Below are 16481 nucleotides of genomic sequence, written 5' to 3'. Positions count from 1 at the left end.
AAAAGTCAAGACAGGTATAAAGGTCTGATTAGTACCTTTGTACCGTCGGTTGGTTAGATTATGCTGAGGAAATTTTACGGGACTATACTAGTGCTTACTTTGTGGCTTTGGGGACTTTCTTCCTTGCATGCCCAAGACGTGCAGTATTCCCAGTTTTATGCAGCACCACTCTATCTGAACCCGGCGCTTACCGGTGCCAGTGAACTCACCAGAATCGGAATGAATTACCGAAACCAATGGCCGGGTCTTGACCATAGTTTCAACTCTTATTCCGCTTACATTGATCATTATATTTTTGATTACAACAGTGGAATAGGGTTGATATTCAATGGAAACCAGGAATCCATGGCCAACCTTTCGACCAACGAAATCGGTCTCAGCTATTCCTACCGCCTTAAGCTCTCCGATAAATTTTTCTTCCGAATTGGAGCACAGGCAAGCTATATGCAACGTGACGCTTTCTTTTCAGATTTGGTCTTTGGTTCTATGATTGATATCGTCAATGGAACCATAGGGAGCATCACGGATGAATTAAACGGTATTCCTCTTGACAGTAGGCATTCCTTTGTGGATTACGCTGTGGGAGGTATGTTTTATAATGACAAGTTTTGGCTGGGTGGTTCAGCCCATCATTTGACCGAGCCCAATGTTTCCTTTGTCGAAGATCAGACCAGCGTGCTACCCATGAAGGTATCTTTGCAGGGCGGATATAAAATAAATCTAGCCCCTGGAGGAAGGGATTATTTCACTCACTCTTACCAAGAGCGCTCCCTTTCTTTTGCGTTCAATTACAAAGAACAGGATCCATTTAACCAGTTAGACTTGGGGGCACAAGTTTATCTACATCCTTTGGTATTGGGACTTTGGTATAGAGGAATGCCTACGAAGAATAGTCTGCCTAACAATGAGGCAATTATTGCGCTCCTTGGCGTTTCCTTGGAATCCGGTCTCGATATTGGCTATTCCTATGATTTCACTGTGTCCAAACTAAGCCAACGAAACAGTGGGGGAGCCCATGAGATTTCTATCAGGTACAATTTCCTATGGGGAGACCCCAAATCCAGAAATCAAAGATCGCGGCTAATCCCTTGTTTTAGGTACTGATTTTCAAGAAGAAGCCCATTAACGTTAACAAAAAGAAAAAATTTTAATTTTTTTTTCAAAGCCTGAAAATCAGGCTTTTTTCATTTCATATCCTGAAAAAAGCAGGACCAAAACAGTTTTTTTAATTATGATACATTTTCGGGAAAAATTAGACTTTTACTAGAATTGCAATTCATTTACATAGGGATTCAACCGCTTGGAAAAAAGAATTTTTAGGATCAATTTTCATAAAAATAAAGGGTTTTAGAAATTTATTTCTGATAATTTCAAAAATAAGAAATAATATTCTGAAAATGAAGTGCTGAAAAAGGCTGATATACAGCAAAAAAATAGATCCAAAATTCAAGAAGATTTAGAAATCCCCGGCCATGAAAGCGGCGATCCAAATAGTAAGCTTTTTAATTTTACTCCTGGTATTACATTCAGGAACAAATACTTCTGCGCAGGTTTTTCATGGAAATAACCTTACTACGGCCCAAATTGAAAGATCGACTACAGTTCCTCCATTTAATGTTCAGGTTTCTGGAAAGTTGGCACTTTGTTCTCACAGTGAAAAAGGAAATATTATTTTGACAGTAAGTGGTGGCAAGGCTCCTTATACCTTTAAATGGAATACTAACGAAACCACACAAAACCGAAATAATCTTAACGCCGGGACCTATACCGTTGAGATTACCGATTCAAATGGAATTAGACACATAGAGAGAATCGTCATCCAACCTCCATTTCCTCTGATTTTAAACCCCGTTGAGAAGAGAGATGCTAGCTGTGGTTCTGGAAATAATGGCTATGCAAAAATCAGCGTGAAAATGGGAAGAAATGACTACGAAAAAGACAGTCCTCCCTACAAAGTCACCTGGAGTAATGGATTAAAGGATGTTTGGGAAGCCAACAATCTTGCACCCGGAACCTACACTGTACTTGTAGAAGACAAATACAATTGCTCCGTAAGTATTTCATTTGATATTAAATCCGGAAATCAACAAGGATTTACTGTCACTGAAAATATTGAAAATCCTTCATGCCAAAACCCAACCGGTGGAAAAATAACTCTAAATGTGGCTGGAGGAGAGGCCCCATACACATTCAAATGGAGCTCCGGAGCAACCACAAAAGACCTAATCGGCCTTTCCCCCGGAATTTATCAAGTCCAAATTCAGGATAATAAAGGATGTTTTCTGCAAAAAACCTTTTCTATCCTTGCTCCATCATCTCTTGAGCTTGAAGAAAAAATCGTAGAGCCATCTTGCCAAGGTAGCTCAAATGGTTTCCTTGAAGTAAACCCAACTGGAGGAAAGCCTCCGTATTCTTATCTATGGAACACTGGAAATACGGGCAAATCGCTAAGCAACTTGGCTGCGGGCACCTACAGTGTAAAAGTCATTGATGCAAACGGCTGCTCCTTAGAAAAGCAATTTAGCCTTGTAAACCAATCTACACTGAATGTTAAAGTTCTTGAAGTCCGACCAGTCTCCTGTTCAGGAGGAGCCGATGGTTTCGTGTCTGTAGAAATAAAAGGAGCGAAAGGAAAACCTGTCGTCAAATGGTCTGATGGAAGCGCACCTAACCTGTTAAGAAATGACTTAAAAGCGGGCACTTACACAATTGAAGTTACAGATGAATCCGGTTGCAAAATAACAACACCAATTCAAATACAGGAATTTTCTAAGCTACAAGCCCGAATAGAAACAGCTTTTGAAATGGATTGTAAAAATGGAAAATTGATCGGAAAAGCATGGGTTTCCATTCAAGGAGGGAAGGCACCTTATAATGTTAACTGGAATACTAATTCAACTAATGCCAGAGAGATTAGCTTTGAATCAGCAGGTGTTTTGAGAGCAACAGTAACGGATGCATTAGGCTGTTCCATCATTGCCGAAGAAAAAGTTGACTATCCTAACCAAAATACCCTAAACTCAAGATTAGATTTCCAATACAGAAAATTGACCATCAGCAACGATCCAGAAGTATTGGTGAACGAGGAAATCATTTTTGAAAGCGAAATTTCACCAGAAATAATTGCTTGGGAATGGGATTTTGGAGACGGAAACAAATCAACTGAAAAAGATCCTGTCCATATTTTTGACAAACCTGGAAAGTTTGAAGTAAAACTAACAGGATACGACATGTATGGCTGTAGTACCTTCGAGATAAATTCAGTATTGGTAAACACCCCTGAAGAAATGATGGTAATCCCTAATGCATTTTCACCAAATGGAGATGGGTTGAATGATGTATTCAAACCAAAAATGAAAGGTATTAATGAAATCAATCTTGAAATTTTTAACTCTTGGGGTGAAAAAATTCATATTTCCTCAGGAATCGAATCCACTGGATGGGATGGAACCTACAAAGGACAAATTCTGCCAGCTGGAAATTTCATTTACAAAGTCACTTATGTCACTTGGGAAAATGTCCAAAAAACCCAGACTGGAGGAGTCACCTTAATTCGGTAATCTTCCATTAAAAAGAGTCATTAAATTTGAGAGTTTTTTCAATTTAAGGTAAGGTGGTCAAAAGTAGTTAGTGCCTTCGATTAGAAAATTTCTTAAATTGTATCTACCTATTTTTTCCAAAACTTATTTACACTAGAATTAGACCACATCAATCCTTTGATACTATTTACTAATCACGTAAGCAAAAAATTGTATTAAATTGTAAACAACAAGTCATTGTTTATTCTAGAATTAAGACTTGTGTTTTTTTATATTATATCAAACAAAGAATTTTAAGAAGCTTTTTGATTTGGTTAGGTTATTGGCTTAGATAATGATCTTCCTTTGTAAAAACCAAAATTTTTAACCCCCTGCCACGCCCAGAAAGAACTTGCTGGAAGGTTGATTTAGGATTTATATGAGGGCGAATTATCAAGTTCTTTTTTAGACCCTTATCTATTTTTCAAATTAAGCCAATCTCTCAAAACTTAAAAACACTTAGTTTGCCCTATCCCCTTGAGGTTGTTTCACTCAAAAAAACTAACTGAACCCTATCTTCTTCAAAACAGAACAGGACAAAGTCCTCGAATTAAATGAGGAAATAACTGGAAATTAGAACTTTTGAATGAAAAATTAAAAAAGTTTAATTAACAGGGATGAATTTCATATCAAAAAAAAAGAATCACTTATTTTATTTTTTGTAGATAGTAACAAAATAATATAAACAGCCTCGCTATGTATATAAAATGTCCTCAAACAATTTAAAATAAATGTGCTTATTTAAATTTATCAGCATATATTATCAATATACAATTAAACATTAGAAAAATCAGTTAATTGTATGTGACTTACAAAAAAAAATACTCTAAAATTTATATAACATAATAATAATAACAAGAGGCAAAAAACTAGAGATAAAAAACAAACAAAGCAAACACTAAAATGAAAACCAGGACTTTCAATATCGACAAGCTTCAAACTCTTCAAGAAAACGAAGGGCTGGTTTCAGTTACCTGTCTTCATCACAAAGCCTCTTCCTTGATGATCAAGGATTTCAAATATTTCTCTTTTCATCAGGCCTTCAATTCAAGCCTGGACTTTACACATAAAACCACCAGAATAATGAAAGCGCTAATCTTGTTATTCGCAATGGTATTCAGCCTAGGGGCAATGGCCCAAGACGTGCAATACTCTCAGTTTTACGCCAACCCACTTTACCTGAACCCCGCCTTGACTGGAGCTTCTGAAGGGACAAGTATGGGGGTCAACTTCCGTAATCAATGGCCTGGCCTCGATCAATCCTTCGTTTCTTATTCCGCGCACCTAGACCATTATATATTCAGTGTAAATAGTGGAATTGGAATCATCTTCAACCGATCCGAGCAAAGCATGGCCAATCTTAGTGTTTCTGAGATTGGTGCCACTTATTCTTATCGTGCAAGATTGGGATTCCGATCTTTTCTAAGAGTGGGCGGTCAAGTAAGCTATATGGATCGGGACGCCTATTTTGGAAACTTGGTCTTTGGTAGCCAAATCGATGATCAAACTGGCGCAATAGGAGACTTTTCAGGAGAAAATCTGGGAGCTGATTTCAGACATCAATTTGTAGACTATAGCTTAGGCATGCTTTTCAATAATGACCAGGTTTGGTTCGGTCTATCCGCTCACCACATTACCCAGCCAAACATTTCCTTCTTGGATGGACAGTACAGTGAGCTTCCAATGAAATTTTCTGCTCATGGTGGTTACAAAATAGATCTTTCAGGAGGATCTGTGAGAAACTTTATGAACAAAACCACCGGAAACCGAGAATTGACTTTGGCATTCAACTATAAAAATCAAGAACCTTTCCAACAATTGGATCTTGGTGCTCAGGTCAATCTGCAGCCCTTGGTATTGGGTGTGTGGTACCGAGGAATTCCGGTTTCTGAAATCACCCAATCCAATCACGAATCAGTGATTGCCTTAGTAGGTATCTCTCTCGGATCAGGGTTGAGTGTAGGTTACAGTCACGACTTCACCATTTCTTCCTTAGGAAATGCCAACACCGGCGGAGCTAACGAGATCAGCTTGAGATATAGCTTCCTTGGTGGCTCTGCAAACGGGGCAGGTAGAAAAACCTCCATGCCTTGCTTCAAATATTAAGATTGAAAACAAACCATTCAAAAAAGGGCTTTAGGAGAATAAAGTCCTTTTTTTATGCCCAAAACTCTTCGTTTGGTCCTCGGAGACCAGCTGAATCAACAACATTCCTGGTTTTCAAAAATAGACAATTCCGTCACCTACCTGATGATGGAGATGCGTCAGGAAACTGACTACGTCTCTCATCACATCCAAAAAGTAGTCGGCTTCTTTTTAGCTATGCGGGATTTTGCCAAATCCCTTCAGGCAAAAGGCCATCAAATCCTTTACTTCACTCTTGACACCCCCCAAAACCGACAAACCCTCAAAGAACAAATCGAATACCTTATTCAAAATCAAGGATTCGATCACTTTGAATACCAGCTTCCGGATGAATACCGATTGGATCAACTACTCAAAGAGATCTGCGCAAGCCTGCCGATTTCCTCATCCAAAGTGGACTCTGAGCACTTCCTGACTTCCCGTGAATTTCTGAAGGACTTTTTCAAGAGAAAGAAAACCTACCTGATGGAGACCTTCTACCGCGAGATGCGCAGAACGTACGATATCCTGATGGATGGCAAAGAACCGCTCACCGGTCAGTGGAACTATGACCACGACAACAGGCAAGCACTCAAGGATAAGAAGCTGCTGAAAAAGCCTTTGCTCCATCTCAGACAAGTCAACGAGATGACCGAGATGATCGAAAAGGCGGGAGTAAAGACAATAGGGAAAATCGATCCAGAGCTATTCTCCTGGCCTGTCTCAAGAGAAGAGAGTTTGGAGATTTTGGACCATTTCTGCGAACACCTGCTTGCTAACTTCGGTGCATATCAAGATGCCCTCACGACTTGGGATCCTTACCTTTTCCATTCCCGATTGAGTTTTTCTCTCAATACGAAAATGATCTCTCCGCTGGAAGTAGTGCAGAAAGTTGAAAAATACTGGTACGCTCACCAAAATCAGATTTCAATCGCACAAGTAGAAGGGTTTATCAGGCAGATCATCGGCTGGAGAGAATACATGCGCGGTATTTATTGGGCCAAAATGCCTGAGTTTGCAGATATGAATTTCTTCGGGCACGACAGAAAGCTGCCCGATTGGTTTTGGACAGGAAAGACCAAAATGAACTGCCTGAAAGAGTCGATTGGACAGTCTTTGGATTTGGCCTATGCCCATCACATTCAGCGCTTGATGGTCACAGGAAATTTTGCCCTCCTGGCTGGCATCCATCCGGATGAGGTGGATCTGTGGTACCTAGGGATCTATATCGATGCGATCGAGTGGGTGGAGATCACTAATACACGCGGCATGAGTCAGTTTGCAGATGGAGGTATTGTCGGAACCAAACCCTACGTTTCCTCAGCCAATTACATCAAAAAACAAGGCAATTATTGCGATCACTGCGCCTACGATTCGGCCAAAAAAACCGGACATGGGTCTTGCCCTTTCAACAGTCTGTATTGGCATTTCTATGCGCGAAACCGGGAAAAGCTGGAGAAAAATCCCCGCATAGGGATGATGTACCGCACTTGGGATAAGATGAGCAATCAGCAGGAGGTCTTAGACCAAGCAGAATACTATTTGAATTCCTTAGAAAACTTATAGACCGCTCAAAACGCTCATGCTAAGCAATCCACAACCTTCTTCGAGCACTGATGGTCCAAGAATGATTCTCCTTTTGAGCAAAAATCAATACCCCTTGACCACATTTGGGGCCACATACATACTCCAAAATAAGACAAGCTTCGTTACCATCAGGAGATACTCTTGCTCTGGATACTTTGATAGAGGAAGATTCCCAATCATTCCGGTCTATTTCATTCAATGGTCGGATCTTGAATTTCTTTTGAGCTATCAATTCAGTTAATTCGAAGGGTAACGGTTCTTTGATCTGCAATAGGTCTTGGACCATACTTCTCTGTTTTTCATTCAGCCCCTTATACACAAAATCATTCTGTGGATTTAATACTCGTTCATACCTTTTGACAAAAACAGAGTCCAAAAGCTCGGAGACGAAGAACTTCCCATCCTGATTGTGAGGAGGCAGGGATTCTAAATAATGGATGATCACCTGTTGTGCAAGTTCTTGTTCCTGGTTGGAAGGAATCTGGGAGAGCAGAAACCACAGAAAAATGGTTATGATCATTAGAATAAATTTAGGGTTTAGTTCAAGATAAATAAAAATGGATTAAATCCATCCCTACTGTTGCTTTTATTCGAAAAATCAGACCTAGCAACTTGCTATTTCCTGTTGAATTGATATCCAATCCTGCCAGACACTCTCCATTAAAAAAATGGCTATTCATTCCAAAAAATAGCCCAAGAAGCCAAAAAGAAGAAGTTTTCTGACTTGGCAGGAGAAATGCCCTGTTCAAAAGGAACCGGAGAATCCAACCATCTCCCCTCTATTCTCAATAAGCTCCATTTTCCTATTTTCTGATCCAAATTGAGGGAAATTCCTCCTACTTCCACCCCCAAATTTGTGTTGGAATTGGAAATAGCCTGAAAAGGATCATCATAGTATTCCCATCGGAAAGCACCAGACAGGTTTTCCCCAAAGCGATATTCCGCAATCACAGCTGCTCCCCACCAATTTTGATCGAAAAAATCCAGAGTCGTTCGTTTTCCCACATCAATACCTGCGATGATTTTCCATTTTTTTCCAAAGGAAAAATCTCCATACATATTACTGAAATACAAGGTAGTTCCAGCTTCAAAAGGTTGATCCGTTCCCAAAAAAGTACTCCAATTCAAGGTGACAGATGAACTCGGTTTATAAGTGGCTTGGGTACCAAAAGAAGGGTTGTTTTTCCCAGGAATGGATTGAATTCGTTGCCAACCATTGAGATAAAGAAGAGCGAAATACCAGGACTCGCTTTTCTGCCAACCCAGTTTCACCCCGGTTTCAAAATATGGGCTGTTTTCAGCAATGATGGACCGGGAAAGTGTGAGGTTGTCTTTAGAGACAGCTGTTTCAAAACCGATGTGAGAAGGCATCACTCCTGCATCCAACCATAATTTTTGCTCTGCATCCAGTGCAAATCCTAGGTTGGCCTGATGAATCCAACGAAGTGCCTTAGGCTCGTTTGCATAATTGTCTTGTACATAGGTGCCTTGCTGCAAAGCAAGATTGGCACGGAACCTTTCTTTCTCAAAAGATCCGGATATTAAGGCCAGGTTTACGGAAGGAGAATGATGACGGGTATGGTTATAGAGGAAAGGTAAGCGACTTTCAGCCTTGGGTTGGTTGAAATCATATCCATAATACAAGTCTATAAGGGCCGACCACGTAATTGGAGATTTCTTTTCCCCTTGGGCGATGGTTGTCTCGAAAAAAAATAAAACAGCCCCAATTGTCAAGAAGAATCTTTTCCAATTGGAGCTGTTTTTTCTCATTTTTCAAGCTTTTTCCTCAATCCCCAATCCACTCGGCTACAAAGAGGTTGGTATCCCTGGTGCCGCCGTTGTTTCGATTGGAAGCAAAAACCAAATATTTACCGTCATTGGAGAATACAGGGAAGGCATCAAAAGTCCCGTCATGAGTGATTCGGGTCAGGCCGGTGCCATCAAGATTGATCATAAACAGGTTGAAAGGAAAACCTCGCTCAGTTTGGTGATTGGAGGCGAAGATTAGCTTATTACCTGAAGGATGGAAAAAAGGTGCCCAATTTGCCTTGCCTAGGCTGGTAATTTTTCGAATGTCTGTACCGTCGGCATTGGCTACGTAGAGTTCCATTTCGGTAGGTTTTACCAATCCTTCTTTTAGCAAGTCTTGGTATTCCTTGATTTCCTCCTGAGTTTGAGGCCTGGAAGCCCTCCATACCAACTTGGATCCATCAGGAGAGAAAAACGCTCCTCCATCATAACCCAAATCTGAGGTAATCTGCTTCACATCCGTACCATCAATATTCATGGTGAAGAGCTCCAAATCACCTGTTCTCATGGAAGTGAAAACGATACGATCACCTTTCGGAGAAACTGTAGCTTCAGCATCGTAGCCAGGTTCCTTGGTCAACTGGGAAAGTATGTTTCCATTTAGGTCGGCGGTGAAAATATCAAAGCTGTCGTAGATGGGCCATACGTACTTGCCGTCCGCTCTTCGCTCAGGCACAGGAGGACAAGCCGGATCTACCAAATGGGTAGAAGCATAGACGATGGTTTGATCTCCTGGCAGAAAATACGAGCAGGTCGTCCTTCCCAGGCCAGTACTGAGTCGTTTAGGTTGATTGTTTTTCAAGTCATCTTCTCTCCAATTAAGGAAAAACATCTGATCACACTCATTTCCCCAACCCGCAAAATCCGATTGAAAGACAAGCAACGAGTCGTTGAATGACCAATAGGCTTCCGCATTGTTCCCTCCAAAAGTGAGCTGCTTGATATTTTTGAGGTATTTCATTTCCTCTGGATGAAGCAAAAGAGAATCTGTTGCAGATCGAGCCTCAGATTCGACTACAGTTTCTGTTTTGGGAGCACAAGCTGCTGCAAGCAGAGCAAGGGAGTAAAGGAGTTTCTTCATTTTTGACCTTGATAATAAAAGAATTGCAGGCCGAAGATACCAATTATTATCTTTGGACTAAATCCATTCAAAATATGAAGAATTTTCTTTTGAAATCCAGCTACTTACTTGCCTCTATACTATTCATTGTTGCCTGTGATGGTCCTCCAACTGACGAAAAACTCTTAGTCTCACTCCGGGAAAATGTGATGTTTCTCGCAGCGGACGAATTAGCAGGAAGAGCGATTGGAACAGAGGGGGAACAAAAAGCAGCAGAATATTTAGCTCAAGAATTTGAAAAACTTGGGCTCCAACCAAAAGGCACGGAAGGCTATTTCCAGCACTTTATTGTATCCAAACCCAGCAATCCTCACGAAGAGGCCATTATCGGAACGGATGGTGAAGGGATTACTGGTCGAAATGTGATCGGATTTCTGGACAAAAAAGCGGACAAAACCATTGTGATAGGCGCGCATTTTGACCACTTGGGGATGGGCGGACAGGGCTCGCTTCATCGGGGCGACTCGGCGGTTCATAATGGTGCTGATGACAATGCTTCAGGCACTGCGGCTCTTTTGGCTTTGGCAGAGATTTTCAAACATGAAGAATTAAAAAACAACATTCTCTTCATCGCTTTCTCCGGTGAAGAAAATGGCCTATGGGGCTCCAATTATTTTGTCAAAAACCCAACCATCGATCTGAAAACAGTGAACTACATGATCAATATGGACATGGTGGGCAGACTGAACGAAGAAAAATCCTTGGCCATCAACGGTGTGGGCACCAGCCCGAGCTTTGTCCCCGTTTTTGATCAAATCAATGTCGATAGCCTGAAATTGGTCACTTCCGAATCCGGAGTAGGCCCCTCTGATCACACTTCATTTTACCTTCAGGATTTGCCGGTATTGCATTTTTTCACCGGTCAGCATGAGGATTACCATAAGCCAGGTGACGATTCGGAAAAGATCAACTACGAAGGCTTGGTGAAGGTCGTACGCTACATTTCCAGAGTGGTCACTTCACTGGATACAGAACCCAAATTAGCCTTTAGCAAGACCAAAGACTCGAGTGATTCACCGCGATTTACGGTGTCCATGGGCGTAGTGCCGGATTATATGTTTGATGGAAAAGGAATGCGTGTAGATGGCGTATCTGAAGGCAAACCCGCCCAAGCAGCCGGTTTACTCAAAGGTGATGTGGTCGTTCAGTTGGGCGATTCAACCATCTACGATATGATGAGCTACATGCGGGCTTTGAGTGCTTTCCAGAAAGGGGACTCTACCAAAGTGGTAATCGAACGATCCGGACAGAAAGTGGAAGCGGTGGTGAAGTTTTAAAAATTCCTACTTGTGAAAAAGCTTAATAATGCCTTTGGGATGATCCCAAAGGCATTTTTTGTATCAATTCATACACTTGATTCTAATTTTCAGTCACGGATTTTGACACTTCAGTCAGGTTCAATTTTTTAAGAGGTGTTACCGCTTCAATTTTGGTTCAAATACAAACCAACTATGAAGGCGATCTTCTCTTTTTTAATCCTTTTCGTATTGATCCAAGGTCTTGGAGTATCCCAGACCGTTCTTTCCGGAAAAGTCCTCGACGAAAAAAACCAGCCTCTTCCTGGCGTTAATGTCTTTCTGAAAGGAACCTTTGACGGGGCTAGCACAGACCAAACAGGGGCTTTTCAATTCGAAACTACCGAATCGGGTACCCAAATTCTAGTATTTAGCATGATGGGATTCAAATCCCAAGAAGTGACCGTAGAACTCGCTGCAAAAACGCAAGAAATCCCAACCCTTACTCTCAAAGAAGAATTCAACGACCTGAACACCGTCACCATATCTGCAGGAGCTATGGAAGCCTCGGATGAGAAAAAATCCGTGATTCTTCGCCCGCTTGATATTGTAACCACTCCCTCAGCAGTCGGTGATATTGTAGGGGCGTTCCAGACTTTACCGGGCACCTCCACGATCGGAAATGACGGCCGGCTCTTTGTCAGAGGAGGTGATGCCAGCGAAGTCGGGATTTTTATCGATGGCATGCGAGTGGGCAATGCCTATGGCACCACCGCCGGAAATGTCCCCACCCGTACCCGGTTTAACCCTAACCTCTTCAAAGGAACCTTCTTTTCCACAGGAGGCTATTCCGCCGAATTTGGCCAAGCCCTTTCTTCTGCTTTAGCGCTGAATACCAAAGACTTGGCAAAAAGAAACCAGGGAGACCTATCCATCATGTCGGTGGGCGGAGGCTATTCCCACACCTTGGCCAATGACAAAAGGAGCCTAACAGTAAGCGGGAATCTATTCGACCTCAATCCTTATCAAAATATAATTAAACAGGATTTTGACTGGGAAAGAGCCCCCTATGGAATAGACTTGGAACTGGCCGCTCAACAAAAAACTTCCAAAGGAGGACTCTGGAAAGTTCTTGCCCGAACAGAAACCGGAGGAATGCAACTTTGGCAACCTCAGCCCGGGCGGGATGGCCGAGGAATCCTAGTCGATCTGACCAACAAGTATGCTTACGCACAGACCAACTGGAGAAGAGCCTATGAAAACGGCTGGTCCCTTTTTGGGGGCTTTTCATCCTCTCACAACAAGGATTTTTATATACTCGATGGACTGAACCTGGAGAGAAAAACCAATCTCAGCCATGGCAAATTCACCGCAACCTATGATTTCAGTGAACGAGTTTCGGCCAAAAATGGGCTGGAATACTTCCGGAATACCTACTCGGAAACGCTGATTGAGTCGGCCATTTCCAGGGATTTTGAAGATCACCAAAGCTACATTTTTAGCGAATGGGATTGGTATCTCAGCAGAAAGCTGGTGCTTCGGTCAGGTCTTCGTGCAGGTTTTTCCTCTCTTGCCAATGAAAAATGGCTTGATCCACGAGTTTCTCTAGCCTACAAAATTTCCAATAATGAAACAGTTTCTTTGGCAGGCGGAAGATTCCATCAATTGCCTGAAGAACGATTCAGAGTCTTGGCTCAAGGCTTGAAAAATACCGAGTCAGAGCACCTGATTTTGAATTACCTCTATCAAAAAGATGGGAAAACTTTCCGCGCTGAAGCTTTTCACAAATCCTACGATGAATTGATCAGATTTGAAGGCATTCTTCAAAATCCCAAACATATCCGAAACGAAGGGGAAGGCTTTGCACGCGGTTTTGATGTGTTTTTCCGTGATCGGGAAAGCCTGAAAAATACCGACTATTGGATCACCTACAGCTTTGTGGACAGCAAACGCAGCTATTTCCAATATGTCGGACTGGTACAACCGGACTTTGCACCTAAGCACAACCTAAGCATAGTGGTCAAGCACTTTGTTGCCGGTCTAAAATCCCAACTGGGAATGTCCTGGTCCTTCAATGATGGCCTGACCTACACCGACCCAAACGAACCGGGAGAAATGAATTCCAAAACGGGATCCTTCCAAAATCTCAGCCTCAGTTGGAGCTATTTGCCCAGACCCAATCTGATCATCCACGGAGCCATCACCAACGTAACGGCCCATCAAAACATTTTCGGTTACCAGTTTGCTCAAGTGCCTAACGAACAGGGACGATTTGAATCCATTCCTTTAAGCCAAGGAGCACCCCGATTCCTTTTTCTGGGAATATTCCTCACCCTATCCAAAGACAAAAACGCGAACAATCTAAATAACCTCTAAAAATTAGCATCATGAAAACTATCCTAGCTACCCTCACACTTGTGTTTGCTTTCGTTTGGAATGCATCCGCCAATGATCCTGCCTATGAATCCGCCATGAAAAAGCAGCTTCAAGCAATGAAATCCATACAATCTGCCGATGAATCACAGGCTGTCACCAACGGATTCCTCAGAATCGCTGAAGTGAAAAACACTGAATGGCTTCCACTCTATTATGCAGCCTATTTGCAGACGATCGCCGCGTTTCGCTTTGAGGTGAATAAAGACCAATACTTCGACCAAGCCATGGAGCTGGCAAAAAAGGCTGAAAAAATCGCTCCCAACCATTCTGAAATTACCGCACTGCAGGGCTTTATCCTCATGGGCAAACTCTCCGTTGATCCCATGACCCGGGGACAGGAACTCAGCGGTCAAGCCATGCAGCTTTTTGGAAAAGCCATTGCCTTGGACAAGGAAAACCCACGGGCGGTGACACTCATGGCACAAATGGAACAAGGGATGGCCCAGTTCTTTGGTCAAGGTCCGGAAAAGGCCTGTGGAATGGCTCGTATGGGATTGACGCTTTTTGCTAAAGAAGAATCAAAAGTAACCGAAAATTACCTCATGCCTACCTGGGGAAAAAGAGAAGCCGAGCAGGTTGCCAGCGCATGCAAGTAATGCCCGATTTGAAAACCTAAACCAACCAGCCTACACCAATCGAGGATTTGGTGTAGGCAACGTGCTTAAAAACACGAAACTCGCACTTAGCTCATCGAAGCATCCAAAAACTCCAGTTCGAAATACCTGCCGATTTTCTTAACTTCCGATATGACCCAAACGACCACCGATTGCAAAGACCAAAAAGGACTATGGAGAGACTTCCGAAAATTTCTGCTCATCAACTTGGCCATCGCCTTGATCTTGCAGGTGATTTTCTGCCCTGCCTGCTTTTTGAGTTGGGATGATTTGATCGGTCTTTTTCCTGAATTTATTTTTTCATTTTGCGTGTCCATGGCATTGAGCTATGGAGGCAGTCGAGTCGAAGAGTTTTGGGATCCTCGGCTATCCTGGATCCATCATCCAGTGAAGCGACTGATCGCTACAATCGTTACTTATTTGGCCTATTCCTGTGTCGCAAGTTTTGTGATTGTTTTCCTTTATGCCTGGATAGACGGACAGTTCACACTGGATCAGATTCCCTGGAAAGCAATCCTCGATTTTACCCTTATCCCCATGCAGATTGCCTTGGTATTTATGGCCATTTTTACCTCAAGATCCTGGCTCTTGGAATGGAGAAAATCTGCTATCGAAGCCGAGCAACTCCGATCCGAAAAACTCGCCAGCCAATACCAAAGCCTCAAAGACCAGCTGAATCCACATTTTCTTTTCAATTCGCTCAATGCCCTTTCCAATCTGGTCTATGAGGATGCGGACCGCTCCGCGGCATTTATCCAAAAGCTCAGCAAAATCTACCGGTATGTCCTCGACGTGCAGCAGGAGGAACTGGTCGAGCTGGATCTGGAATTGGAATTTGCCCGAAACTTTCTTGACCTTCAGAAAATCCGTTTTGAAGAAAATCTGAACTTCAGGGTCGATGTTCCCAATTGTAAAGGTTGCTTCCTGCCTCCGCTTTCGCTCCAGCTTTTACTGGAAAATGCCATCAAGCACAACATTGCCTCGCAGGAAAATCCGCTGTTCATTTCCATAATACAAAAAGGAGACGAGCTATGGGTAAGCAACACCTTTCAGCCTAAAACCAGTCAAAATGAGCCTTCGACAGGTGTTGGGCTTGAGAATATCCGCTCCCGCTATCGGATTTTAAGCGATCGAACGCCTGAAATCTATCAGTCAGAACATGAGTTTTTAGTCAAACTTCCCCTTTTGAAAGTCAACGCATGAAGATTCTCATCATTGAAGACGAAAAGCCCGCCGCTTCTCGATTGAGCAAATTGCTTCAGGTGCATTTTCCCTATGCTGAGTTGATAGGCAACTTGGATACAGTAAGCAGGGCGGTCCGCTGGTTTGCTGAAAACTCAGCGCCAGACTTGATTTTCTGCGATATCCAACTTGCTGACGGGATCAGCTTTGAGATTTTTGAGCAAGTAAACGTCAACTCACCAATTGTTTTCACCACAGCCTATGATCAGTATGCTATCCGTGCCTTTCAAGTCAATACCATAGACTATTTGCTCAAACCTATAGACCCCAAAGAACTGGATCGAGCGGTGGAAAAATTCAACTCCAGAGCAATTCAACCCAACTTGGATTTCCACTTGCTCAAAACCCTGATCCAACCTAAACCGAAGTCCTTCAAAAGCCGATTTTTAGTTCGATTTGGAGAAAAAATTCAAAGTGTTTCGATAGAAGAAGTCGCATTTTTTTTCAGCGAGGAGCGGGTGACTTTTTTGCAAACCGATTCTGGCAAAAAGTATGTCCTAGACTCTACACTTGAACAGGTCGAAGCTCAGGTGGATCCAGCCATTTTCTTTCGGCTCAACAGAAAATACCTCGCCCGAATAGGAGCCGTGGAGGAAGTTTTTACTTTTTCCAACAGCAGGCTAAAAGTAAAACTGAAAAACTCTCAGGACAACGATATTCTGATCAGCCGTGAAAAAGTAAGTGATTTTAAAGCTTGGCTAGATACCTAAACTGACATTTGTCAGCTCTCTTTTGG

At 42.5% G+C, this 16481-nt stretch carries 12 protein-coding genes; 9 read left to right on the top strand and 3 right to left on the bottom strand.

Annotation, left to right across the window (positions count from 1 at the left end; translation table 11 throughout):
* Positions 1-60: 60 nt before the first annotated feature.
* The 4 genes from DDT91_RS01455 to DDT91_RS01440 all read left to right on the top strand — a co-directional run bounded on the left by DDT91_RS01455 (position 61) and on the right by DDT91_RS01440 (position 7268).
* The gene (locus DDT91_RS01455; protein ID WP_187174344.1) at positions 61-1104 is read left to right on the top strand and encodes a type IX secretion system membrane protein PorP/SprF; all 1044 of its coding nucleotides are present in this window, start codon (positions 61-63) and stop codon (positions 1102-1104) included.
* Positions 1105-1472: 368 nt separating this feature from the next.
* Positions 1473-3560 carry a gliding motility-associated C-terminal domain-containing protein gene (locus DDT91_RS01450; RefSeq protein ID WP_187174343.1) on the top strand — a complete coding sequence of 696 codons (2088 nt, stop codon included), beginning with the start codon at positions 1473-1475 and terminating at the stop codon, positions 3558-3560.
* 921 nt (positions 3561-4481) lie between these two features.
* Positions 4482-5684 carry a type IX secretion system membrane protein PorP/SprF gene (locus DDT91_RS01445; protein ID WP_370539280.1) on the top strand — a complete coding sequence of 401 codons (1203 nt, stop codon included), beginning with the start codon at positions 4482-4484 and terminating at the stop codon, positions 5682-5684.
* Positions 5685-5738: 54 nt separating this feature from the next.
* Positions 5739-7268: a cryptochrome/photolyase family protein gene (locus tag DDT91_RS01440; RefSeq protein WP_187174342.1), complete on the top strand. Its 1530-nt coding sequence runs from the start codon at positions 5739-5741 to the stop codon at positions 7266-7268.
* A 19-nt stretch (positions 7269-7287) separates the two neighbouring features.
* On the opposite strand, the gene DDT91_RS01435 is transcribed toward DDT91_RS01440, so the two are convergent.
* From DDT91_RS01435 to DDT91_RS01425, 3 genes are all read right to left on the bottom strand, one after another.
* The gene (locus DDT91_RS01435) at positions 7288-7809 is read right to left on the bottom strand and encodes a hypothetical protein (RefSeq protein WP_187174341.1); all 522 of its coding nucleotides are present in this window, start codon (positions 7807-7809) and stop codon (positions 7288-7290) included.
* Positions 7810-7961: 152 nt separating this feature from the next.
* Positions 7962-9059 carry a porin gene (locus DDT91_RS01430; RefSeq protein WP_187174340.1) on the bottom strand — a complete coding sequence of 366 codons (1098 nt, stop codon included), beginning with the start codon at positions 9057-9059 and terminating at the stop codon, positions 7962-7964.
* Between the two features lie 16 nt (positions 9060-9075).
* Positions 9076-10179 carry a PD40 domain-containing protein gene (locus DDT91_RS01425; protein WP_187174339.1) on the bottom strand — a complete coding sequence of 368 codons (1104 nt, stop codon included), beginning with the start codon at positions 10177-10179 and terminating at the stop codon, positions 9076-9078.
* A gap of 74 nt (positions 10180-10253) precedes the next feature.
* On the opposite strand from DDT91_RS01425, the gene DDT91_RS01420 reads away from it, so the two are divergent.
* The 5 genes from DDT91_RS01420 (at position 10254) to DDT91_RS01400 (ending at position 16455) form a co-directional block, all read left to right on the top strand.
* On the top strand, positions 10254-11495 hold the full coding sequence (locus tag DDT91_RS01420) for a M20/M25/M40 family metallo-hydrolase (RefSeq protein WP_187174338.1): 1242 nt from the start codon (positions 10254-10256) through the stop codon (positions 11493-11495).
* Between the two features lie 174 nt (positions 11496-11669).
* A complete protein-coding gene (locus DDT91_RS01415; protein WP_187174337.1) occupies positions 11670-13829 on the top strand; it encodes a TonB-dependent receptor in 2160 nt (719 codons plus the stop codon).
* Between the two features lie 11 nt (positions 13830-13840).
* On the top strand, positions 13841-14485 hold the full coding sequence (locus DDT91_RS01410) for a hypothetical protein (RefSeq protein WP_187174336.1): 645 nt from the start codon (positions 13841-13843) through the stop codon (positions 14483-14485).
* A gap of 150 nt (positions 14486-14635) precedes the next feature.
* Entirely contained in the window at positions 14636-15706 is a 1071-nt protein-coding gene (locus tag DDT91_RS01405; RefSeq protein ID WP_187174335.1) for a sensor histidine kinase, read from the top strand.
* A complete protein-coding gene (locus DDT91_RS01400; RefSeq protein WP_187174334.1) occupies positions 15703-16455 on the top strand; it encodes a LytTR family DNA-binding domain-containing protein in 753 nt (250 codons plus the stop codon). Before DDT91_RS01405 ends, DDT91_RS01400 begins: the two co-directional genes overlap by 4 nt.
* Positions 16456-16481: the final 26 nt, after the last annotated feature.

Origin of the sequence: Algoriphagus sp. AK58 (assembly GCF_014324365.1) — a bacterium.
Classification (GTDB): Bacteria; Bacteroidota; Bacteroidia; order Cytophagales; family Cyclobacteriaceae; genus Algoriphagus.
The sequence above is the reverse complement of the archived record's forward strand: the minus strand, read 5'-3'. Positions and strand labels throughout refer to the sequence as shown.

Coding starts and splice junctions, on each gene's coding strand:
- DDT91_RS01435 (WP_187174341.1), bottom strand. CDS start 7,809: ATGATCATAACCATTTTTCTGTGGTTTCTGCTCTCCCAGATTCCTTCC.
- DDT91_RS01410 (WP_187174336.1), top strand. CDS start 13,841: ATGAAAACTATCCTAGCTACCCTCACACTTGTGTTTGCTTTCGTTTGG.
- DDT91_RS01415 (WP_187174337.1), top strand. CDS start 11,670: ATGAAGGCGATCTTCTCTTTTTTAATCCTTTTCGTATTGATCCAAGGT.
- DDT91_RS01455 (WP_187174344.1), top strand. CDS start 61: ATGCTGAGGAAATTTTACGGGACTATACTAGTGCTTACTTTGTGGCTT.
- DDT91_RS01425 (WP_187174339.1), bottom strand. CDS start 10,179: ATGAAGAAACTCCTTTACTCCCTTGCTCTGCTTGCAGCAGCTTGTGCT.
- DDT91_RS01440 (WP_187174342.1), top strand. CDS start 5,739: ATGCCCAAAACTCTTCGTTTGGTCCTCGGAGACCAGCTGAATCAACAA.
- DDT91_RS01405 (WP_187174335.1), top strand. CDS start 14,636: ATGACCCAAACGACCACCGATTGCAAAGACCAAAAAGGACTATGGAGA.
- DDT91_RS01420 (WP_187174338.1), top strand. CDS start 10,254: ATGAAGAATTTTCTTTTGAAATCCAGCTACTTACTTGCCTCTATACTA.
- DDT91_RS01400 (WP_187174334.1), top strand. CDS start 15,703: ATGAAGATTCTCATCATTGAAGACGAAAAGCCCGCCGCTTCTCGATTG.
- DDT91_RS01450 (WP_187174343.1), top strand. CDS start 1,473: ATGAAAGCGGCGATCCAAATAGTAAGCTTTTTAATTTTACTCCTGGTA.
- DDT91_RS01430 (WP_187174340.1), bottom strand. CDS start 9,059: ATGAGAAAAAACAGCTCCAATTGGAAAAGATTCTTCTTGACAATTGGG.
- DDT91_RS01445 (WP_370539280.1), top strand. CDS start 4,482: ATGAAAACCAGGACTTTCAATATCGACAAGCTTCAAACTCTTCAAGAA.